The 22281-nt window shown below is 71.6% G+C and carries 19 protein-coding genes; 12 read left to right on the forward strand and 7 right to left on the reverse strand.

Translation table 11 applies throughout. The annotated features are described in order from the left end of the window. The first annotated feature begins 56 nt into the window (after positions 1-56). Both SSP08S_RS49575 and SSP08S_RS49580 read left to right on the forward strand, forming a co-directional pair. A complete protein-coding gene (locus SSP08S_RS49575; protein ID WP_019075110.1) occupies positions 57-1409 on the forward strand; it encodes a hypothetical protein in 1353 nt (450 codons plus the stop codon). A gap of 71 nt (positions 1410-1480) precedes the next feature. Then, a complete protein-coding gene (locus SSP08S_RS49580) occupies positions 1481-3040 on the forward strand; it encodes an MFS transporter (RefSeq protein WP_019075111.1) in 1560 nt (519 codons plus the stop codon). 74 nt (positions 3041-3114) lie between these two features. Here the strand turns inward: SSP08S_RS49580 and SSP08S_RS49585 are convergent, their stop codons facing one another. Together SSP08S_RS49585 and lnt are read right to left on the reverse strand one after the other, a co-directional pair. Further along, on the reverse strand, positions 3115-3594 hold the full coding sequence (locus SSP08S_RS49585) for an NUDIX hydrolase (protein WP_026179497.1): 480 nt from the start codon (positions 3592-3594) through the stop codon (positions 3115-3117). A 77-nt stretch (positions 3595-3671) separates the two neighbouring features. Further along, positions 3672-5282 (reverse strand): apolipoprotein N-acyltransferase, encoded by a 1611-nt coding sequence (gene lnt, locus SSP08S_RS49590; RefSeq protein ID WP_026179498.1) that lies wholly within the window; start codon positions 5280-5282, stop codon positions 3672-3674. A 232-nt stretch (positions 5283-5514) separates the two neighbouring features. On the opposite strand from lnt, the gene SSP08S_RS49595 reads away from it, so the two are divergent. Next, positions 5515-6582, forward strand: a complete 1068-nt coding sequence (locus SSP08S_RS49595; RefSeq protein ID WP_051106144.1) for an O-antigen ligase family protein — start codon at positions 5515-5517, stop codon at positions 6580-6582. Between the two features lie 15 nt (positions 6583-6597). Here the strand turns inward: SSP08S_RS49595 and SSP08S_RS49600 are convergent, their stop codons facing one another. Beyond that, a complete protein-coding gene (locus SSP08S_RS49600; protein ID WP_019075115.1) occupies positions 6598-7143 on the reverse strand; it encodes a hypothetical protein in 546 nt (181 codons plus the stop codon). A 106-nt stretch (positions 7144-7249) separates the two neighbouring features. Beyond that, positions 7250-8035, reverse strand: a complete 786-nt coding sequence (locus SSP08S_RS49605) for a glutamate racemase (RefSeq protein ID WP_019075116.1) — start codon at positions 8033-8035, stop codon at positions 7250-7252. 57 nt (positions 8036-8092) lie between these two features. On the opposite strand from SSP08S_RS49605, the gene SSP08S_RS49610 reads away from it, so the two are divergent. Then, on the forward strand, positions 8093-9271 hold the full coding sequence (locus SSP08S_RS49610) for a glycosyltransferase (protein ID WP_019075117.1): 1179 nt from the start codon (positions 8093-8095) through the stop codon (positions 9269-9271). 4 nt (positions 9272-9275) lie between these two features. Here SSP08S_RS49610 and SSP08S_RS49615 read toward each other — a convergent pair whose 3' ends face one another. Further along, positions 9276-10568 (reverse strand): TerD family protein, encoded by a 1293-nt coding sequence (locus SSP08S_RS49615; RefSeq protein ID WP_026179500.1) that lies wholly within the window; start codon positions 10566-10568, stop codon positions 9276-9278. A gap of 298 nt (positions 10569-10866) precedes the next feature. On the opposite strand from SSP08S_RS49615, the gene SSP08S_RS49620 reads away from it, so the two are divergent. From SSP08S_RS49620 to SSP08S_RS49635, 4 genes are all read left to right on the forward strand, one after another. Continuing rightward, complete coding sequence (locus SSP08S_RS49620) at positions 10867-11298, forward strand: DUF6643 family protein (protein ID WP_019075119.1); 432 nt, start codon at positions 10867-10869, stop codon at positions 11296-11298. 42 nt (positions 11299-11340) lie between these two features. Continuing rightward, positions 11341-12165, forward strand: coding sequence for an MOSC domain-containing protein (locus SSP08S_RS49625; RefSeq protein ID WP_019075120.1), 825 nt, complete (start codon positions 11341-11343; stop codon positions 12163-12165). A 179-nt stretch (positions 12166-12344) separates the two neighbouring features. Beyond that, the gene (locus tag SSP08S_RS49630) at positions 12345-12950 is read left to right on the forward strand and encodes an Rv1733c family protein (RefSeq protein WP_019075121.1); all 606 of its coding nucleotides are present in this window, start codon (positions 12345-12347) and stop codon (positions 12948-12950) included. Between the two features lie 106 nt (positions 12951-13056). Further along, on the forward strand, positions 13057-15492 hold the full coding sequence (locus tag SSP08S_RS49635) for a right-handed parallel beta-helix repeat-containing protein (RefSeq protein ID WP_019075122.1): 2436 nt from the start codon (positions 13057-13059) through the stop codon (positions 15490-15492). Here the strand turns inward: SSP08S_RS49635 and SSP08S_RS49640 are convergent. Continuing rightward, positions 15462-17801, reverse strand: coding sequence for a hypothetical protein (locus SSP08S_RS49640; RefSeq protein WP_019075123.1), 2340 nt, complete (start codon positions 17799-17801; stop codon positions 15462-15464). The two genes, SSP08S_RS49635 and SSP08S_RS49640, sit on opposite strands and share 31 nt — an antisense overlap. A 290-nt stretch (positions 17802-18091) precedes the next feature. Between SSP08S_RS49640 and SSP08S_RS49645 the strand changes: the two genes are divergently transcribed. Next, the gene (locus SSP08S_RS49645) at positions 18092-18922 is read left to right on the forward strand and encodes a DeoR/GlpR family DNA-binding transcription regulator (RefSeq protein WP_019075124.1); all 831 of its coding nucleotides are present in this window, start codon (positions 18092-18094) and stop codon (positions 18920-18922) included. 65 nt (positions 18923-18987) lie between these two features. Beyond that, entirely contained in the window at positions 18988-19461 is a 474-nt protein-coding gene (locus tag SSP08S_RS49650) for an SRPBCC family protein (RefSeq protein ID WP_019075125.1), read from the forward strand. Between the two features lie 113 nt (positions 19462-19574). Here the strand turns inward: SSP08S_RS49650 and cds1 are convergent, their stop codons facing one another. Beyond that, positions 19575-20699 carry an L-cysteine desulfhydrase Cds1 gene (gene cds1, locus SSP08S_RS49655; protein WP_019075126.1) on the reverse strand — a complete coding sequence of 375 codons (1125 nt, stop codon included), beginning with the start codon at positions 20697-20699 and terminating at the stop codon, positions 19575-19577. 307 nt (positions 20700-21006) lie between these two features. Here cds1 and SSP08S_RS49660 point away from each other — a divergent pair, with 307 nt between their 5' ends. Beyond that, positions 21007-21333, forward strand: a complete 327-nt coding sequence (locus SSP08S_RS49660; RefSeq protein ID WP_019075127.1) for a hypothetical protein — start codon at positions 21007-21009, stop codon at positions 21331-21333. A gap of 245 nt (positions 21334-21578) precedes the next feature. After that, complete coding sequence (locus SSP08S_RS49665; RefSeq protein ID WP_019075128.1) at positions 21579-22154, forward strand: ATP-binding protein; 576 nt, start codon at positions 21579-21581, stop codon at positions 22152-22154. Positions 22155-22281 lie beyond the last annotated feature (127 nt).

Consider the following 22281-nt stretch of genomic DNA (forward strand, 5'->3'; position numbering starts at 1 on the left):
TCGGCCCTCCCGCCCGCTCCCCCACTCGACCGCACTCGACCCGCGGAGCCGCCGTCATGCCCCGACCCCGTCTCTCGACCCTCGCCGCAGCCTGCGCGACCGCCCTCGCAACCGCCCTCCTCGGCCCGGTGACCGGCGCCCACGCCACCACCGCCGCCCACTACTCCGGCACGCTGACCGACGGCGCCACCTGGATCGCGGACACACCCGAAAACTGGAACGGCACCCTGCTCCTGTTCAGCCACGGCTTCGGCCCTACGACCGCTGCCGACGCCCCGTCGCCCGCGGCGGCCCAGGCCCTGCTGGCCGCCGGTTACGCCCTCGCCGGCTCCTCCTACGACCCGAGCGGCTCGATGTGGGCGCTCGAATCGGCCGAGCGGGACCAGTTCGCCGCGCTCACCGCGTTCCGCCGCCAGGTCGGCACCCCGACCCGGGTCATCTCGGTGGGCCAGTCGATGGGCGGCCTCGTCAACGCCCGGATCGCCCGTGACGGCGCCGGACGCGTCGACGGTGCGCTCGGCCTGTGCGGCCTGGTCGCGGGCGGTGTCGACCTGGACAACTACCAGCTGGACGCGGAGTACACCCTGGCCACGTTCTTCGACCCCGCCGACGCCGACGCCCTGGTGAACCTGGACAGCCAGGCCGACGGCGGCGCCCTCGCCGACCGCCTCACGAAGGCCGTGGAAGCGGCGCAGCAGACTCCGGCGGGACGTGCCCGCATCGCCCTTGCCGCCGCCTACCTCAACCTGACCGACTGGGCTCCCGGTCAACAGCCGCCCGCACGCGGTGACTTCGCGGGCCAGGAGCAGCAGCAGTACGCGTGGCTGGCTCAAGGGCTGCTCGGGTTCATCGTCCCGGCGCGCTGGTCGGTCGAACAGTCGGCCGGCGGCAACACGTCCTGGAACAAGGGCGTCGACTACGCCGGGCTGCTGCGCGGATCCGCCCACGCGAAGCAGGTCGAGGCGCTCTACCGCGACGCCGGGCTCGACCTGCGCACCGATCTGAACCAGCTCACCCGTGGTGCGGACATCACGGCCGACCCGGCCGCGGTGGCCCGTCTGAAGCGGACCTCGACCGCCGGGCAGAGCCTGGCCGTTCCGCTGCTGGACATCCACACCACAGCCGACCAACTGGTGCCCGTGGAACAGGAATCGGCCTTCGCCGGGCGGGTCCGCGCGGCCGGCGACTCCGCACTCCTGCGCCAGGCCTACGTCGCCCGTCAGAGCCACTGCAACTTCACCACCGCCGAAGTGGTCGCCGGTCTGCACGCGGTGGAACACCGCCTGGACACCGGGCGCTGGGACGACGCCGCCTCCGCCGCCCAACTCCAGCGCAGCGCCGACGAGTTGGGCCTCGACGGCGCCGCCTTCACCGACTACCGGCCGAGCCGCCTGACCGGCACGCGCTGATACCGGAAACCCCGCCCGCATCTCCCTCCCGTCCCCGCCCGTCCTGCATGCATCAGGAGCCCTCCGTGTCGATGACGACCGAACCGACCGAACCCTCCACCAGAACCGCCACCGGCCCCGGCCTGACCACCGGCACCCTGGTCGCCGGTCTCCTCGCCGTCTGCCTCGCGCAGATCGGCCTGGCCATACCGGCCACCCTCAACGGACTGTTCCAGTCCGACCTGCATCCGGTCGGCTCCCAACTCACCTGGATCTCCGACGCGTTCCTGCTCCCGGTCGCCGTACTGGAGCTGACCTTCGGCCTGCTCGGCGACCTCTTCGGCCGCAAGCGGCTGCTGGTCGGCGGCGCTGCGCTGCTGGCCGTGGGCGAGTTGGTCAGCGCCACCTCGTCCGGCGTCCACCAGCTCTGGACCGGACAGGCCCTGGCAGGTCTGGGCGCCGCCGCACTGTTCCCGACCTCGCTGGCCATCCTGGCCGCCGGCACCACCTCACCCGCGCAACGGGCCCGCGTCATCGCGATGTGGGCGGCCCTGCTGTCCACCGGCGGGTTCATCGCCCCGCTGCTCGGCGGCGTCACGGCGACCTACGGCTCCTGGCGCTGGTCCTTCGTCGTGGTCACCGCCGTCGCCGTGGCGAGCGTCGCGGTCAGCGCCCTGTTCGCCGTCAACTCCAGTGCCCCCGAGGGCCGTTCACTCGACATCGCGGGACAGGTCACCATCGGCCTGGGACTGTTCGCCCTGCTCTACGCCATCATCCAGGGCCCGACGGACGGCTGGGCCTCGCCCTCGATCGTCGTCGCCTTCGTCCTGGCGGCCGTGTTCCTCGCCGCCTTCGTGCTGGCCGAGAAGCATGCCAAGTCCCCGCTCCTGCGCCTGGATCTCTTCCGCAACCGTGCCTTCGCCGTTGCTTCGGTCGTGGCGGTGGTGGGCATGTTCGCCTTCCTCGGCACCGCCTACTCCGTCAGCATCCGGCTCGGACCGGTGCAGGACCAGGCTCCGATGCGCACGGGCCTGGCGTTCGTCCTCCTCAACGGCGTCACCCTGGCGATGCTGCCGCTGACGGAACGGCTGCTGCGTACCGTCGCGCCCGGTCTACTCCTGGGCACCGGGCTGCTGTTGATCGCGGCGGGCGACTACTGGGCGGCCACACTCCCGATCACCGACACCGCCTTCACCTCACTGATCCTGCCGCTCGGCCTGGTCGGCCTGGGCTTCGCGATCACCGTCTCGTCGATCACGGCGACGGCCGTGAACACCGTGCCGACCCACCTGGCGGGTATGGCGAGCGCCACCACCAACCTGCTGCGCGACTTCGGCTTCACCCTCGGCCCGGCCGTCATCGGCGCGGTCGCCCTGAGCCGTGCGGCAAGCAGTTTCACCGACTCCCTCGACAACTCCGCCCTGCCACAGGCGCTGAAGGGCGCGGGCACAGCCGTACTGGAGGAGGGCGGCCCACTCGCGGTGAACGGCGCCTCGGCGGCCTCCCCGAAACTGGCCGACCTCCACCCCCTCGCCCTGGACGCCCTCGGCCACGGCTACTCGATCGGCTTCGTCGTCTGCGGCAGCGCGGCCCTGGTCTCGGCACTGCTGGCCCTTGTCGCGCTGCGGGGCCGCAAGGCTTCCTCCGTCTGACGGGTCTGCCCGCGAGCCGCCAACCGCCTTGACCGCGGCGTGCAGCCCCAACGCACAGGGGCCGAGCCCATACTTCAGTCAGAAGTAGTGGCGTCGAACCATGTGGGTGCGTCGGCCAGGGTCTGCTTGATCCGGAACAATTGGTGGTCGCTGAGTTCGGGCAGCGCGTCCAGCTCGAACCAGCCGACCTCCAGGGACTCGTCGTCGTTCACGGCCGCCTCGCCGCCGACGGCCCGGCACTTCAGGGTGATGTCCATGAACTGGCAGGCGTCACCGTTCGGGTAGTTGATCGGCCCCCCGGCCTTGACCATGACGACCCGCTCCGCGACGCACTCGACGGCCGTCTCCTCGAACACCTCGCGCACCGCGCACACCGCGGGCTGCTCACCGGGCTCGGGAATGCCGGAGGGCAAGGCCCACTCGTGGTTGTCCGACCGCTTGCCCAGCAGCACGCGTCCCGCGTCGTCGAAGACCACGGCGCTCACCCCGGGAAGCCACAGCAGTTGGTGCCCGGCGGATTCCCGGATCGTACGAATGAAATCAGGAGTAGCCATGGTCAGACCCTAACGGGACGATCCATGGCCACTCCACGAACTGCCGTGCGCGCGGCGGATATACGGCGGGTGTATGGCTAGGCGTCACCCGTGCGCCGCCGGCGCAGACCCGCGCCGATCGCCCAGCCGAGGCCGCCCGCGGCGACGAGGACCAGGGCCATCTCGGGCAGGATGCCGAGCTTGGTGGCGGGTGTCTCCGAGGAGCGCAGCGGCACCTTCTGGACCAGGGAGTCGGCGACGAACATGCCTGTCTTCTGGGTGATCTTCCCGTCCGGCATGATGATCGCGCTGACGCCGCTGGTCACCGGGACCGTGACGGTCCGGCTGTGCTCGACCGCGCGGACCCGGGACATCGCGAGCTGCTGGTAGGTCATCTCGCTGCGGTCGAAGGTCGCGTTGTTGCTGGGCACGGAGATCAGCTGGGCGCCGTCGGTGACCTCGGAGCGCACGGCCCAGTCGAAGGCGGCCTCGTAGCAGGTGACCAGGCCGATCTTGGCGCCGTTCATGGTGAACACGCCCGGCTTGGTGCCCCGGCTGAAGTCCTGGCGGACCATGCTGGTCCAGTTCTTGTTGATGGCCCCGAGGAGCGAGCGCATCGGGAGGTACTCGCCGAACGGCTGGATCTGCCGTTTGTCGTAGGTGCTGGTCGGGCCCTTCACCGGGTCCCAGAGGATCTGCTCGTTGTAGAGCTTGCCGCCCCGTTCGACCACACCGCCGACCGAGATGGGCGCGCCGATCGCCTTCGCGGCTTCGTCGATGTCGGCGTATGCCTGGGCGTCGGCGAACGGATCGACGTCGGAGGAGTTCTCCGGCCACAGGACCACGTCGGGCTTCGCGACCTTGCCGGCCTTGACCTTCGCGGCCAGCCGCAGTGTCTCCTTGACGTGGTAGTCGAGGACGGCGCGCCGCTGGGCGTTGAACTCCAGCCCCGCGCGCGGGACGTTGCCCTGGATGACCGCGACGGTCGTGGTGCCGTCCTCGGCCTTGTCGCTCACCAGGGACCGCGCGGCCACCGCGCCGACGACGGGTACGGCCACGCTCAGCAGGGCCACGGCCGCGGCGGACCGCCGTACCTCATGGGTGCGCCGGGTCTCCAGGGCCAGCCGCACGATCTCGTACAGGCCGAAGCCGCACAGGACGACGGCGAAGCCGAGGACCGGGGTGCCGCCCACCGCGGCGAGCGGCAGGAAGACGCCGTCCGCCTGGCCGAACGCGATCTTGCCCCAGGGGAAGCCGTGGAAGGGGGCACGCGCGCGTACCGCCTCGCCGGCGATCCACAGCGATGCCGCCCACAGCGGCCAGGCGGGCAGTTTCGACACCGCGGTGATGGCCGCGCCGACCAGCGCGACGAAGATCGCCTCGACCGCGACCAGCGCGAGCCAGGGGCCGGGGCCGACCTCGACGCCGGTCCACACCAGCAGCGGCAGCAGGAATCCGAGGCCGAAGAGGTAGCCGAGGCCGAGGCCCGCCTTCCAGCTGCGGCCGCGCAGCACCCACCCGAAACAGGCGAAGGCCGGCAGCGCCAGCCACCACAGCGTGCGCGGCGGGAAACTGACGTAGAGCAGCACTCCGGAGAGGGCGGCTACGGCGGCCGGGACCAGACGGACGAGCCGGGCGAGGCGCGCTGCGGGCGCGGCCTGGGGCTCCAGCTGGTCCGACTCGTCCACGGAAGTTGCGGTGACGGTCACTCCGGGAGTGTACGGCGGTTGACCTTGGGGCCGACAGCACGGTCCGGATGGCGGCACGCGGCACTGAACAGGCCGGGAGCCGCATCGTTCCTGCGCAACTCGTCCACAAATCGGTCATCAGCCGTTACGGTGTGCCGGAGCCCCTGTCGTGCGGTCGGTCCAGGCCGGCGGCCGGGGTCGGTCACGGGTCGGGGGGCTCGGTTCAGGGGGCGGCGGGGTGGGTTCCACGGGGATGGCGTCGGCGACCGGTCCGGACGCCGACAGCGAGAGACGAAACGTTTCGGATGCCGTGGGTGTCGCGGTGCTCGGGGCGTGTGCCGCGTGGTCGCTGATCACCGCCGCGATGCACGACGGCCGGCCCGAGGGGGTGCTGCTCGCGGTCCTGGCGGTCTCCGCCGGGTACGCGTCGGGGCGGATCTCCGGGGCGCTCGTGCCGGTCGCCGCGCCCTGTGTCGGGGCGCTGGCGGGCCTCGGTCTGGCGCTGGCCGAACCGCGGGTCGCCCCGGGCCCCCAGTTCGTCGCCCCGCTCGGCCACGCCGGGGCCACCGCGGCACTGCTGACCCTGGCCGTCGGTTCCGCGTGCTGTGCGGCCTGGGCCGCCCCGGCCCCGGCGCTGCGGCTCGCGTTGCGGCTGCTGGCCGCCGGGATCACGGTCACCGCGCTCGTCCTGGGCTCGGTCTCGGGGTTCGTCACGTGTACGGCGGTGTTGCTGTGCTCGTTCGCCGCCGGCCGGATGCGACTCCGCGGTCTCGGTGTCGTGGGCCTCGGTCTGGCCGCCGCGCTGGCGACCGGGGCGACCTGGGCCATCGCCGGGAACGTGCTGCCGGACGGGCTCACCGAGTCCCTGGAGGGCCAGTTGAGCCTTCACCGGGTGCAGCTGTGGCAGGACGCCCTGCACATGGCGCATCGGGATTCCGCCCTGGGGGTGGGCCCGGGGCGCTTCGGGGAGCTGAGCAACGCGGCGGCCGACGCCCTGCTGCCGGACGGTAAACCGCACTCGGCGCCCTTCCAGATGGCGGCCGAGCAGGGGATCGTCGGCGTGTTCCTGCTGGCGGCGGCCTTCTGCTGGGTGCTCCACGCGCTGTGGCGCACTCCGCGCTCCACTCCGATCGCGCTCACCGCGGGGGCCGCGCTGACAGGGCTCGCGGTCATTGCCTCGGTGGGCAACGCGCTCAGCTTCACCACGGTCACGGCCGGTGCGGGATTCCTCGCCGGACTGGCCACGGCCCACCCGATCACCGACGACGCCTCACGCACCGTCCCGGACGCACGCGCGCGTGGCGACCGCCTTGCCCCATGAAGTGCGAGGGTGAGGTCAGTGCACCGCGCCGGGCGTGGGCGGCACCAGCCGGTCCGTGATGATCCGTACGGCCGCCTCCGCGTTGTCCACGGTGATGGTGAACGTGTGCCCGTCCCACAGCCGCAGCACGATGCCCTCACCACGCCGTACGACGACGGCGGTGCCCTTCTCGGGCCGCCAGCGGTAGCCCCAGCCGCCCCACTGGCGCGGGGTGACGTGCGGCTCGAACTCGGCGCCCGCGACGCTGGCTAGGGGGATGCGGCGGCGCGGGACACCGATGTGGCCGCAGCGCACTTCGAGGGTCTCCGTGTCCACCTTCAGGGCGACGTGCACGAAGGCGAGCGTCCCGAACAGCATGAGCAGTCCGGCCGCGATGCACCCGACGACGGACATGGCGAGCGGGGCGACGCCGGACGTCCAGGCGGAGTCCACCGCCAGCTCGATGCCGAGCGCCATGCAGGCGGCACCGGCGAGCGCCAGCAGCCACTGGAACCGGTTGGTCGCCCGCCCGGTCCAGATCTCGGTCTGCGGGAAGGTTTCGTCGCGGGGGTGGTCCCTCATGCCTACGAGACTACTCAGGTTTCGCTGCGCGGGTACCGCGTTGCACAGGGTGACCGTTTTGCGCGACGACAAAGTGGACGCACAGCGTCCGCTTCATTGCCGGTGGTCAGTGGGCGGGGGTGACGGCCCGCAGCAGCCGGCCTTCCGCGTAGGCCGCCGCCTCGACGGGCAGCGCGCCCTCACGGCCGCTCAGCAGCACCGTCAGGGTGCCGTCGGCCGGCGCCTCGGGTGCGGGCTGCGCACCGATCCGGCGCAGCGCCTGGGCGGCGACCGCGTCGGCGGAGCCGTGCAGGACGAGCGGCGGACGGTCCGGGCGCTGCACGGCGGCGCGGATGCGTTCGGCGACGATTTCGTAATGGGTGCAGCCCAGGACGACGGTCGTTACATCGTCGGGGGTGAGCGCGGCGGCCGCGGCGATGGCGGCGTCGATGGCCGTCTCGTCCGCGTGTTCCACGGCCTCGGCCAGTCCCCAGCAGGGAACCTCCGTCACCGGCACACCTTCGGCGAAGTCCTCGATGAGACCGCGCTGGTAGGGGCTGCCGGTGGTGGCGGGCGTGGCCCAGATCGCGAAGGGCGTGCCGCCGGCGGCGGCCGGCTTGATCGCCGGGACCGTGCCGATGACCGGGATACCCGGCTCCAGAAGGTCCCGCAGTGCGGTCAGGGCATGGACCGTCGCCGTGTTGCATCCGACGATCAGGGCGTCGGGCCGGTGCGCGGCGGCGGCCTCGGCGACGGCGAGCGCGCGCCGCGTGAGGTCTTCCGGAGTCCTCGGTCCCCAGGGCATGCCGTCGGGGTCCAGGGAGAGCACGAGATCCGCGTCGGGGCGTACGCGCCGTACCGCCGCGGTGGCCGCCAGAAGGCCGATTCCGGAGTCCATGAGCGCGATCTTCACCCGGCCACGATAGACGATGGCCTCTGTGGAGCCGCTTCCTTGGGGCAAACTGCGGCCGTGAGCACCCTCGCGTGGACCGCCGCCGTATCACTCGCCGCCTGGCTGTGGCTGCTGCTCTGTCAGGGCTTCTTCTGGCGCACGGACGTCAGACTGCCGGCCCGCAGGGACCCGGACGACTGGCCGTCGGTCTGCGTGGTCGTGCCGGCCCGCGACGAGGCCGCCGTACTGCCGGAGAGTCTGCCCTCGCTGCTCGCCCAGGACTATCCCGGCCGGGCGGAGATCTTCCTTGTGGACGACGGGAGTTCGGACGGCACCGGGGAGCTGGCCCGCGAACTCGCGCGGACGCGGGGCGGGTTGCCGCTGACCGTGGACTCCCCCGGTGAACCGCCGGCGGGCTGGACCGGCAAGCTGTGGGCCGTACGGCACGGTGTCGAACTGGCACGCGCGCGTGGCCCCGAGTATCTGCTGCTGACGGACGCGGACATCGCGCACGCCCCGGACAGTCTGCGGGAGTTGGTCGCGGCGGCGCGCACCGGTGGCTTCGACGCCGTCTCGCTGATGGCCAGGCTGCGGGTGGAGAGTCCCTGGGAGCGGCTGGTGGTGCCGGCGTTCGTCTACTTCTTCGCGCAGTTGTATCCGTTCCGCCGGATCGGCCGGAAGGGCGCCCGCACCGCGGCGGCGGCCGGCGGCTGCGTCCTGTTGCGTGCCGATACGGCGGAGCGGGCGCGGATCCCGGACGCCATCCGGCACGCGGTGATCGACGACGTGGCACTCGCGCGTGCCGTCAAAGGCGGTGGGGGCCACATCTGGCTGGGGCTCGCCGAGCGGGTGGACAGCGTGCGCCCCTATCCGCGACTGCACGACCTGTGGCGGATGGTCTCGCGCAGCGCGTACGCACAGCTGCGGCACAACCCGCTGCTCCTCCTGGGCACCGTCCTGGGGCTGGCAATGGTGTATCTCGTGCCCCCGGTGGCCCTGTTCGCGGGGCTGGGCGCGGGCAGTGCGGGGGCCGCGGTTCTCGGCGGGCTCGCATGGCTGGTGATGACGGGGACGTACGTCCCGATGCTCCGCTACTACGGGCAGCCGCTGTGGCTCGCTCCCCTGTTGCCGTTCACCGCGTTTCTGTACCTCCTGATGACGGTCGATTCCGCGGTGCAGCACTACAGGGGACGCGGTGCGGCCTGGAAGGGCCGCACCTACACGCGTCCTGACGCCGTCGTCGGCGAGGAGAGCTGAGCGCTCACTTGCGACCCGGGGTCCAGTTCATGCCCCACCCGTAGATGCGGTCGACGGTCCGCTGCGGGCTCACTCCTCGGTCGGGGACGAGGTAGCGGGCCTCGCGCTGGACGACGAGGTCGCCCCCGGTGTTGGTGATCAGGGCGAGCGCGCACACCGTGGAGGGGACCGTGCACTCGTCGAGCGAGAAGTCGATCGCGGCGCCGTGCTGGGGCTGGAGGGTGACCGTGGCGTGCAGGTCGGCGAAGGAACGGGCGCCTTCGTAGATGGTCACGAAGACGAGGATGCGCCGGAAGTCCTTGATGTGGTCGAGGTTGACGGTGAGGTTCTCGCCGCTCGCGGACGCGCCGGTGCGGTCGTCGCCGTCGAGGTGGATGTACGGGGGCCGCTGCAGGGAGCCGTACGCGTTGCCGAGGGCCTGGACGACGCCCTTGCGGCCGTCGGCGAGTTCGTACAGGGCGCACAGGTCGAGGTCGAGGTCCGCGTGCATCGCGACCGCCCGGCCGCGCTTGCTGCCCCAGCCCGAGAACTGCTTGCGCACCTCCCAGTTGAGGTTCACGCGCATGGCGCCCGAGGTGCCGCCCTGCTTGGTCAGGGACACCGAGGGGGCCGCCTTGGTGAGCGTCACCTTCGACAGCCGCACGGGCGTGGTGGGCGCGGTGGGCGGCATCGGGGGCGGAATCACCGTCACGGGCGGCGCCACGGTCACTGGCGGCGGGGGCAGGTTCACCGGTGGTCCCGAGGGCGGCGGCATGGTGACGGCCGGCGCCGCCTGCTGCGGTTCGTCCACGGTGATGCCGAAGTCGGTCGCCAGGCCTTCGAGCCCGGTGCCGTAGCCCTGGCCGACGGCCCGGAACTTCCAGGCGCCCTGGCGGCGGTAGAACTCGCCGAGCACGAAGGCGGTCTCGACCGTCGCGCCCGTGCTGTCGAATCGGGCGACGACGGTGTTCTGCGCGGCGTCCCGGACCTCGATGTACAGATCGGGGACCTGGCCGAACGTTCCGCCGTCGGCGGAGGCGGCGAGGACGACGCGGTCCACGGCGGGCTCCACGCGCGCGAGGTCGACGAGCAGGGTGTCGGTCATCCGCCCGCCGGCGTTGTTCTTGCCCTCGTGGCGGACCGCGCCGGAGGAGTGCGTCGGCTGGTTGTAGAAGACGAAGTCGGCGTCGGTGCGGACCTTCCCGTCGACCAGGAGCAGGGCCGAGGCGTCCGCGTCGGGGACTCCGGGGCCGGGCCGCCACCCCAATTCGACGCGCAGTGCCGTCGTCGGCACCGGAACATTCGATCCTTTCGGCATTGACATGTCCTGCCCCCATCGCGTGTCACCGTGCCAGGACACGCCCCGGCAGCCCATTGGGTGTCTACTCCCACAACCTATTCCCCGGGGCCGCGAACGCCCATGAGGAGCGCGGCAACACCCGTGGCCAACCGCTGGTAACCGGCCGGGAACTCGCGCTTTACACGATCCGAACACGGATCCATGCCCTTTTTTGACAAGTTCGCTCGCATTGGGGATCCCATGCCACTGCCGACACGGAAAACAACCCTCTAATCGGTCTCCCCAACCACCACATCGTGGGCTTAACTTATGTGCCATGACCTCCCCCCGCTCCACTTATGGCGGCGGCTACTACTCCGCCTCCTTCCCGGACACTCCGATCTACGACTCCCTCGTGGCCGAGCGGGGGACCCCGCAGATCGCCCCGATCCGGGTTCCCGCCGCGTACGACATGCCGGGGAGCAACCTGCCCGCGCTGCCGTCGGCGCTGCCCGCCCTCCCGGCGGGTCCCTCGCAGACCCCCTACGGCTACCCGCAGGCGCAACAGCCGTCACCGCTGCAGCAGGCGCCCGCCGCCTACATCCCGCAGCAGGCCCCGCCGCGCGGTTACGGCCAGCAGCAACAGCAGCCGCGTCCGATGGCGGCTCCGGCCGGCTACGAGGCGATGCGTCCGGCGGCTCCCCGCCCGGCCCCCGCTCCGTACCAGCAGGACCCGTACAGCAACAACCAGCAGTACCGCGGTTACTGATCCGCACCCTGCGCTGTCGGTGCCGCCTGGCACGATGGAGTGATGGGGAATGCGGAGCTGCGGTCGATCCACGTTCATCCGGTCAAGGCGCTCCGGGGTTTCTCTCCCCGGGAGGCTCAGGTGGAGCCTTGGGGGCTGGCCGGAGACCGACGCTGGGCGCTGATCGACGACGGGGGAAAGGTCGTCACGCAACGCGAGCACCCGCGTCTCGCACTGGCCGCCGCCGAGCTTCTGCCCGGCGGCGGTGTCCGTCTGTCCGCGCCCGGCCTCGACCCGCTGACCGTGCCCGTTCCGGAGCCGGTCGCCACCGTGCCGATGGAGATCTTCGGCACCAAGGTGGACGCGGTGCCGGCCCCGGTCGCGGCGCACGTGTGGTGCGGCGCGTATCTGGGGTTCGGAGTCCGTCTCGTCCACATGGACGATCCGGCCACGCGCCGCCCCGTCGACCCCGAGTACGGATTTCCCGGTGAGACGGTCGGCTTCGCCGACGGCTATCCGCTGCTGCTGACCTCCGAGGCGTCCCTGGACGCTCTCAACTCCCTGATCGCACAGGGCGATCACCCCGCCGAGGGGCCGCTGCCCATGAACCGGTTCCGGCCCAACGCGGTCGTGGCGGGTACGGCCGCCTGGGCCGAGGACGACTGGTCGCGCGTGGCGATCGGCGAGGTCACTTTCCGGGTCGCGAAGATGTGCGGGCGCTGCGTCGTGACCACCACCGACCAGGCCACCGCCGGGCGCGGCAAGGAGCCGTTGCGCACGCTGGGCCGGCACCGCCGTATCGGCGGCAGGCTGATCTTCGGGCAGAACCTGGTGCCCCTGTCCACCGGCACGATCCGCGTCGGTGATCCGGTCCGGATTCTCGCCTAGGCGAAGATCCACCGTCGGAGGCGCTGGGCGGGAACCCTCCCCGTGGGCCCGGTCGTTGAGATCCCGTGAGAAGTTCATGAGAGACCCCGGGAGAGGTGATTTCGCTCTCTCTTCGGCACTGATCTCGCGTGGACAGCTCTCCCAGGAGTTATCACGGAGCGGGAAGGGGGTGCGGGACGGTGGGAGCAATCAGGGGTCTGTGGCGCTGGCGGCACAATCCGCTGCGTCGCGCGACCGATCTGGTCGAGGCCTGGCTGGCCCTCGTGGTCATGCTGGTGGTCCTGGTCGCCGCGCCCTTGATCGGTTCGCTCGTCGGCGCCGTCGCGCAGGACAGCCTGCAGCGGTCGGTGCGTGAGCAGCGCGCGGACCGGCACGCCGTGACGGCCACGGTGGTCAGGAAGCTGAAGGGGGCCGAGCTGGACCCCGACCCCGACTCGGCCACCGCCCGGGACATCCGCACCCGGGTCCTCGCCGACTGGACCGCGCCGGACGGCACCGTCCAGCACGGCGCGGTGATGGCGAGTCTCAACACCCCGCACCAGGGCGACCACTTCAAGGTCTGGACGGACCGGCAGGGGCACATAGTGGCCCGCCCGCTGGACTCGGCCACCGCGACGACGCACGCCGTGCTCGCCGGGTTCGGTGCGGCGCTGCTGACCGCCGGGCTCGTCGACAGCGGACGGCGGTTCGTGCTGTGGCGCATGGTCCGCCGCAGGTACGCGCGTTGGGACCGGGCGTGGGAGCGGGCGGGCCCGGACTGGGGCCGGACCGGCACCGGCAGCTGACAGCCTTCCGGCTCTGGTCAACCCACCGCCCGCACGCACGCTACGGTGGACCGGCGAAGGCTTCGGCATCAACCCGCGTACCACGAGGTGGGGGCACAGCAGCGCCATGGCACAGGGCACGGTCCAGGTGACGCACACCGGCACATCGCGGTGGCGGCGCCGCACAGGTGAGTACGCGTCGCTCGCCGCCGCCCTGGAGGCTGCGGCCGAGGGCGACGTACTGACCGTCGCTCCCGGCACCTACCGCGAGAACCTCGTCGTGCAGCGGTCGGTGACCCTGCGCGGACCGGAGGGTTCGCCCGGCTCGGTGCGCATCGCGCCCCTGGACGGCGTGCCGTTGACCGTGCGCGCCTCGGCGATCGTCCAGGACCTGCATGTCGAGGGCCAGGACTCGGCCGCGCCCGCCCTCCTTGTCGAGGACGGGACACCGGAGTTGACGGATCTTCGGATCGTCACGCGCTCCGCGTCCGGCATCGAGGTGCGCGGCGGCGCCCGCCCCACCGTCCGGCGCTGCACCGTCGACAACCCGGCCGGCATCGGGATCGCCGTACTCGACGGCGGTGGCGGGGTGTTCGAGGAGTGCGAGGTCGTCTCGGCCGGCCAGGCGGGCGTCGCGGTCCGCGCCGGCGGCCACCCGCGCCTGGAGCGCTGCCGCATCCACCACGCCTCAGGAGTGGGTCTGTCCGCGACGGGCGAGAACTCCTCGCTGGAGGCGGTGGGTTGCGAGGTCTACGAGACGCGCGGCAGCGGCGTCCAGATCACCGCCCGCGCCACCGCGCACCTCACCGACTGCGATGTGCACCGTACGGCCGCGGACGGCATCACGCTCGACACGGACGCGGTGCTGACGCTCGCCGACTGCCGTATCCACGACATCCCGGAGAACGCGGTCGACCTGCGCTCCCGCTCGGTCCTGACGCTGACCCGGACGACGGTGCGTCAGTTCGGGCGCAACGGACTGTCGGTGTGGGACCCGGGCACGCGCGTGGACGCCAACCAGTGCGAGATCTTCGACAGCACCGGCGACTATCCGGCGGTGTGGGTCAGCGACGGCGCGACGGTGGTCCTCGACTCCTGCCGGGTCCACGACGTACCGGACGCACTGTTCGTCCTCGACCGCGGCTCCCGCGCGGACGTCGTCGACAGCGACATCTCCCAGGTGCGCAACACGGCCGTGTCGGTGAGCGACGGCGCGACCGCGCAGCTCGACGACTGCCGGATCCGGGACGCGGCCACGGGCGCCTGGTTCCGCGACCACGGCAGCGGCGGCACCCTGAACAACTGCACGGTGGACGCCACCCAGACCGGCGTGATCGTCACCAAGGGCGCCGACCCCACCATCGAGCGCTGCACGGTCGACTCCCCCGCCGAGGCCGGCTTCTACGTCTCCGCGGGCGGCAGGGGCACCTTCCAGGGCTGCCGCGTGACAGGCAGCGGCGGCTACGGCTTCCACGTCATAGACGGTTGTCGTACGACGCTCAAGAAGTGCCGTACGGAGCGGTGTGCGCGCGGTGGCTACGAGTTCGCGGACGCCGGACCGGAGGCGGGGCCCGGCACCGGACCCGTCGTCGAGGACTGCACCAGCGACGAGAGCGGCCTCAAGCAGCCCACCGCCCATGAGACGGCCGTGGAGACGGCGAGCCAGGCGACGAGTGTGCTGGGCGCGATCCCCGGCCAGCGCACCGCCGAGCAGGCGCCCCCGGTCAGCGCGCCGGAGCCGGAGAAGGAGTCCCGCACCTCCAAGGCTGTCCTCGGTGAACTCGACGGTCTGGTCGGCCTGGACAGCGTCAAGCGCGAGGTGCGCTCCCTGATCGACATGATCGAGGTGGGCCGCCGCCGCCAGCAGGCCGGCCTCAAGGCGGCCTCCGTCAAACGGCACCTGGTCTTCACCGGCTCCCCCGGCACCGGCAAGACGACGGTCGCCCGGCTCTACGGCGAGATCCTCGCCTCGCTCGGCGTCCTGGAGAAGGGGCATCTCGTCGAGGTGTCCCGCGTCGACCTGGTCGGCGAGCACATCGGCTCCACGGCGATCCGCACCCAGGAGGCCTTCGACAAGGCGCGCGGCGGGGTGCTGTTCATCGACGAGGCGTACGCGCTCTCCCCGGAGGACTCGGGCCGCGACTTCGGTAAAGAGGCCATCGACACGCTGGTGAAGCTGATGGAGGACCACCGGGACGCGGTCGTGGTGATCGTCGCGGGCTACACGGCCGAGATGGAGCGGTTCCTTTCCGTCAACCCCGGTGTGGCGTCCCGTTTCTCACGGACCATCACCTTCAGCGACTACAACGCCGAGGAACTGCTCAGGATCGTCGAGCAGCAGGCCGAGGAGCACGAGTACCGGCTGGCCGAGGGCGCGTCCGAGGGGCTGACGAAGTACTTCACCGCGATCCCGAAGGGCGCCGCGTTCGGCAACGGCCGTACCGCGCGGCAGACCTTCGAGGCGATGGTGGAGCGGCACGCGAGCCGGGTCGCCCAGGTCGAGGAGCCGAGCACGGACGACCTGACCCTCCTCTACGCGGACGACCTGCCCGAGCTGCCCTGAGGCGGCACCTCGGGCCGCAGCCGGGCCAGCAGCCGTTCCCGTTCCACGGCGAACGCCGGGTCGGCCTGGTAGTCGGAGTGGCCCAGGATCGGGGCGGGCAGCGGGTGTTGGGCGGTACGGCCGTACTCCAGCGGGTCCTTGAGGGGGCCGTGGTCCACCTCGGGGCCGCAGTCGCCGGTCAGCCGGACCGGGCCTCCGATGGGGTCGGTGAGCCGGTACAGATTGCGCCAGCAGTCGACCTCGTGGTGCAGGCGGCTGAGCGCGGCCGGTCCGAAGTGGGCGGGGAACCAGCGGCCGTAGAGGCGCTCCAGGGGTGAGCCGTAGGTCAGGAGGGCGACTCGTTTGCGCTGGGCCGGTTTGAGTTGCCAGGCCGCGGCCGCCGCCAGGACGCTGCCCTGGGAGTGGCCGGAGAGGACGAGCCGGCCGCCGGTGGCGCGGGTCCAGGTGGCGATCCGCCAGGTCAGGTCGGGGACGGCGCGCTCGGCGTAGCAGGGCGGCGCGAAGGGGTGGGCGGCGCGCGGCCAGAAGGTGCCGACGTCCCACAGGATGCCGATGGTGCGCCGCGCGGAGGGGTCCTTGTAGGCGCGTCTGCCCCAGGTGACGAAGAGGATGAAGCCGAGCCCGATCAGCCAGGAGCCGAGGCCCTGGGAGGTCTGGGCGGCGCCGTGCACGAAGGCGTGGCCCTCCTGCCCTGCCCGCGACGGTGTCCTGTCGGTCGTGAAGGCGCCGATCAGCGCTCCGGCGCCCAGGAGCAGGGTGGCGGTCGCGGTGACGGCGACGAGGAGGGGGCCGCGGTCGGTGAGCGTGGCCATCGCGCGGGTGCTCGCGATCCGGGCGGTGCGCGTCCGGTCCTTGCGCCCGCCCGGGTAGTCGAGCGCCACGGCCGCCAGTTCGCTGCGGCGCAGCCGCCAGGCGCGGTGGCCCAGCAGGGCGCAGAGGACGAGTACGACGACCAGGAGCAGCGGGATCACCGAGGCCTGCCAGGTGAGCAGGACGGGCGGGCCCGCGATGGACGTACCGGTGCCGTCCAGCCAGTCGGAGACCCGCTGGGACACCCCGCCGGACATCACACCGCCGAGCGCGCAGGCGAGCATCGCGACGGCCGGTCCGCCGAGGCCGCGCATCGCGGCGCGCGGGTCGGGGTGGGTGCGGTGCAGCAGGTGGGCGACGACCGCCAGGGCGATCACCAGCAGTCCCTGGACCAGGGCGATTCCACCGAAGACGGGATCTCCCGGCAGCCGCCCGGAGGACTCCCATCCCGGACGCGACCAGCCGGCGTACAGCAGGGCGAGGACGAGCAGCAGGAGCGCGCCGAGCGGCAGGCGTCGTACGAGACGGCGGTCCAGGGCCTGGTCGAGACGGTGCTCGCTGCGGCCCCGGCGGCACACGACGTAGACCACGACGAAGGCGAGGCCGGCGAGCGCCGTCTCCAGGAGCGTGCCGAGGCCGGCCAGTGCGTGGGAGCCGTCGGGTCCGCGGTCGAAGCCGGCCGCCGAGACGGTGACGGCCGCGGCGACGGTCAGGAGGCCCGCCGCCGTGTGGGCGGCGCGCAGCCGTGCGACCAGGCGGCGGCCGTACCAGAAACCGGGCCTGCCCAGGGCGCTGCCGTCGGGCTCGTCGTCGGGTTCGGCTCTGCGGGGCATCGGCTGCTGGGACTCGTACTCGCTCCAGGTGCGGCGCGAGAGGTACCAGAGCAGGACGGTCATTGCGGTCGGCACCAGTGCGGCGAGGCCGAGGCGGCGGCCGGGGCGGCTCCACCAGCTGTCGTGCGACACGGCGGGCGACAGGAAGCCCAGCCAGGAGTGGCGCTCGGCGCACGCGCGCGTGCCCGCGCACTGCCAGGCGGCGAGATCGAGGGCGACCTCGCAGGCCGCCGCCACGAGCAGCACGGTCAGGGTGAGTCCCGCGAGTCGCACCAGCAGGCCGTAGAAGCGCACCGTCCGTTTCCGGTCGCGGGCGGTGGGGCGCATCCAGTGGGCCAGGTTGACGACCATGAACGGCAGCAGCAACAGCCACAGGGCGCGGGTGCCGTTGCCGGAGGTCAGGTTGCACCAGACGTACGCCTCGCGGATCGGTCCGGTGCGGCCGTCGGCGGTTCTGGACTCGGCGTCGACGTCGGCGGTGCGCCGGAAGACGGCCGCCGTGTCGTCGCCGGTGATCCGCACCGTGCGCGGATCACCGAGCATTTCCTCTGGTGTGGCGCCGCCGACTCCGTGGACCAGGAGTTCCAGGGCGGGTTCGGTCCGGTCGGGCCGTACGGCGGGCTCGTCGGCCCCGCTCGTGACGGCATGTTCCTGCACACGCTCCACTGTTCGCACATCCCCCGTGACGTACCGTCTGACTGTGTTCGTGTGCACACCAGGATCGCCCCTTTCGGCGCGTCGCACACGCCCTGTCACCGAATCTCCCCGATCCGTGTGACAACGCGGGGGACGCATGAGGTCCCGATGACATGTGCGCGTCGGGACAGGCGATGGCGCAGTGCTTGCGGGGGCGTGCGAGGATGGGACGTCCGCGCACCGCAGCCGGGACGAAGGTCCTGCTCCGAGCCGGTGCGCAGGACGGTCGGACGGGTTGAGGCGAAAGGACCGGAGCGTACGTGAGTGAGAATCAGAACCTCCTCGCGGAGCAGCGGCGCGCCCTGATCCTCGACGAGGTCCGGCGCCGCGGCGGCGTCCGCGTCAACGAACTGACCCGCAAGCTCGGCGTGTCGGACATGACGGTCCGCCGCGACCTCGACGCGCTGGCCCGTCAGGGCGTTCTGGAGAAGGTGCACGGCGGGGCGGTACCGGTCGTCGAGGCGAGCACGCACGAGCCGGGCTTCGAGGCGAAGTCGGGTCTTGAACTGACCGCCAAGGAGGACATCGCGCGCGCCGCGGCGGAACTCGTCGCGCCCGGCACGGCGATCGCGCTCTCGGGCGGTACGACGACGTACGCGCTGGCGCACCATCTCCTCGAGGTCGCCGATCTCACCGTGGTCACCAACTCCGTGCGGGTGGCGGACGTCTTCCACGCGGCACAGCGCACCTCGGGACAGCGGCAGGGCGCGGCGACGGTCGTCCTGACCGGCGGGGTGCGGACCCCCTCCGACTCGCTGGTGGGCCCGGTGGCCGACCAGGCGATCGCGGCACTCCACTTCGACATGCTCTTCCTCGGCGTCCACGGCATATCGGTCGAGGCCGGGCTGTCCACGCCGAACCTCGCCGAGGCCGAGACCAACCGCAGGCTCGTGCAGTCCGCGCGGCGGGTCGTGGTCGTCGCCGACCACACCAAGTGGGGGACGGTGGGCCTGAGTTCGTTCGCCGCGCTGGAGCAGGTCGACACGCTGGTGACGGACGCGGGGCTGCCGGCCGAGGCGCGCGAGGACATCTCCGAGCATCTGCGGCGGCTTGTGGTGGCGGGCGAACCCGACGAGGACGCAGACATCTGACGGGTCGTCAGCTATCGTGGCGCCGCGCCCGCCTCGAACCACCTTTGCGCAGAGGAGGTTTCACCATGGCTCACCGTCTGCGCCCGGTGGGAGTCGACTTCGTCGAGACCGCCCCCGTGCGCCTCGTCTTCGCGCGCGAGATCACCGCGCCGCCCGAGGCGGTGTTCCATGCGCTCGCCGAGGACGTGGCCGGCTGGAGCGAGTGGTTCTCGGCGGTGACATCGGCTCGGCCCACCGAGGACGGAACGGGGCGTGAGGTTCGGCTGCTGGGCGGGACGCGGTTCGAGGAGAGCGTGCTGGTGGCCAAGTCGCCGGAGACGTATGCCTATCGCGTCGACGCGACCAACGCGCCGGGCGCTCGCGCGCTGGTCGAGGAGTGGCGGTTGACGCCAGGCGCCGCGGGCGGAACGCGGGTTCAGTGGACATTCGCCGCGGATGGGAACGCTGTGTTTCGGGGTGTGGTGCGGTTGGCTCGGCCTGGGTTGGGGCGGGCGTTCAAGGGGGCGGTGGCTGCGTTGGATCGGCGGTTGGAGAAGTAGGGCTCGTTGTCGTCTGCGGGTCCGTTGTGGCTGGGCGCGCCCGCGCGGCGGAGCCGCAGATCGACACAGCCCCGCGCCCCTGTCGGGGCGCTCCACCAAGGGCGTTCACAAGCTCAGTTCGGCCATACTCCCGTCTTCAGCAGCGATGTGATCGCCTCGCTGTACGGCGTGATGTCCAGGCCCTGTTCCGTCAGCCACTCGTCCGAGTAGTACTTGTCCAGGTAGCGGTCGCCCGGGTCGCACAACAGGGTTACGACGCTGCCCTGTCGGCCCGCTGCCACCATCTCGGCGATGATCTTCAGGGCGCTCCAGAGGCCGGTACCGGTGGAGCCGCCCGCCTTGCGGCCGATGGCTTGCTCCAGGGCTCGTACGGCGGCGACGCTGGCCGCGTCCGGGACCTTCATCATGCGGTCCACGGCGCCCGGTACGAAGCTCGGTTCCATCCGGGGGCGGCCGATACCCTCGATACGGGAGCCGCAGTCGCAGGTGACGTCCGGATCGCCGGTGGTCCAGCCCTCGAAGAAGCAGGAGTTCTCCGGGTCGGCGACACAGACCAGGGTGTCGCGCTGCGTGTAGTGGACGTAGCGCGCGAGCGTCGCCGAGGTGCCGCCGGTGCCGGCCGTGGCGACGATCCACGCGGGCTCCGGGAAACGCTCCAACTCCAGCTGGCGGAAAATGGATTCGGCGATGTTGTTGTTGCCTCGCCAGTCCGTGGCGCGCTCCGCGTAGGTGAACTGGTCCATGTAGTGGCCGCCGGTCTCCACCGCCAGGGCGGCCGACTCCTCGTACATCTTGCGCGAGTCGTCCACGAAGTGGCATCGCCCGCCGTGGAATTCGATCAGTCGGATCTTCTCGGCGCTGGTCGTGCGGGGCATCACCGCGATGAAGGGGACGCCGATCAGCTTGGCGAAGTACGCCTCGGAGACGGCGGTGGAGCCGCTGGACGCCTCGATCACCGGGCGGGTGGGCCGGATCCAGCCATTGCACAGGCCGTAGAGGAAGAGGGAGCGGGCCAGGCGGTGTTTGAGGCTGCCCGTGGGGTGGGTCGACTCGTCCTTGAGGTACAGGTCGATGCCCCAGTGCTCGGGCAGCGGGAAGCGCAGGAGGTGGGTGTCCGCGGAGCGGTTCGCGTCGGCCTGGACCTTGCGGACGGCCTCTTTCAGCCAGCTCCGGTAGGCGGCGTCGCTGCGGTCGACATCGAGGGTGGCACCGGTCGGGGCCTGTGGGGTGGTGCTCACGGCGGGGCTCCTTACGCTTCGCGCCGACAGCGCTTCGCACGGCCGACACCTCGATCATATGCACCTTCAGCACGCTTCTCACCTGCATAAACGTCCCTTTGGGGAGGTCAAAGGCAGCCCTGGGGAGCGATCACGGTGACAGTGGGGGGCGCATTTATGCGAGTGCTCCGGGTACTCACCGTGACCGCCTCGTGCGTACTGGTGCTCGACGCCCGGTGCGGGCAGACTGCACCGGAGCGGGACGAACGTCCTGAACGGGGGCGCACACTGGATCACGAGATGTCCTGGACCAAGGGGGCGGGGAAGCATGGCGGAGCCGGAATTCACGGCCACGGGCGTGCGGATCGGGAAGCGGCTGCGGTCACTCACCCGGGCCGGACAGGTCCGGATCAATGACGGCAGGCTGGAGTTGCTCACCAGTTACGGCAGCGAGATCGACAGCGCGCCGGTGCAGGCGGTACGCGCGTCGAAGCCCTGGTTCGCCCCGGAGGACCGGGCGCTGGCCGACCTGAACGGGAATCGGTACCTGTTGACGCTCGGCGAGCACGACCCTGCGCCAGGGCAGCCCGGGCCTCCTGCGGCACGGCGGTTCATCGAGGCCGTGCGTAAGGCTGCCGGGCGTGGGGGCGGCTGACTGGTCGGCGGCGGGTGTCGCGGGCGTGCGGCGAGGAGTGGCAAACGTCAGCAGGTACAGCAAAGTGCGGCGAGTTGCGGGACCGCAGCACCTGCGTCACTCTGGTCTCACGTCACTCTGGGTTTACCGGCGATAACGCTGCGAACCAGCCGCCGGGCACAACAGCAGGCGGCCTATTTCCCTCGACCAGCCTGCTGGATCCGAACTCCGTGTTCTTCCGGGCCTCTCGTCGGGGAGTCGCAGCCGTGATCACTCACCCAAGCAGGCACTGCGCGGTAGAGCTCCAAGCCCTGCCGTCGCGGATCGGCCAGGTCCGCAGAATCGTATCTGCGCAGTTGCGCTACTGGCATCTCGATCCACTCATAGACCGGGCGGCGCTCGGCGTGACCGAGCTCCTGACCAACGTCCACCGGCACGCCCAGCCCGACAAGACGTGCACCGTCGAGATCGAGCTGCTGCTCGACCACCTCGTCGTCTCCGTGCACGACCACGATCCCCGGCTCCCTGTCGCCGGCGACATCTCCGACGTCGCGGCCACTGCCACGTGTGGGCGGGGGCTTGCGATGGTGGCGGCGGTCAGCGAGAGCTGGGGGGTTCGGGCGGAGGGGGAGTCCGGGAAGGTTGTTTGGTTCATGCTTTCCGCCCCTGAGCCCGCGCCTTTGCCGACGGCGGTGGTGTCTACGCCGGCATCGGCCCGGCCCGCGCGCCGGGTGGGGGTTGGATCGGAGAAACCTGCCCACCGGTTCGTCAGTGAGGTCGAACTTCCGGTGGACGAACACCGGTCCCAGCACGCTCCCGCCCGGTCGGCCGTTGCCGGTTGACCGGGCGGTGATTTGGGTTGGGGGGTGGGGGGGCTGACTGGGCCGGTGTTGAGAGGGTGCCGGGGAGTTGGGTCGGTGTTGGGTAGGCACCCGCGCAGCTGGGTCGGTGCTGGGTAGGCACCCGCGC

This window comes from Streptomyces hokutonensis (assembly GCF_000376565.1).
Lineage (GTDB): Bacteria > Actinomycetota > Actinomycetes > Streptomycetales > Streptomycetaceae > Streptomyces > Streptomyces hokutonensis.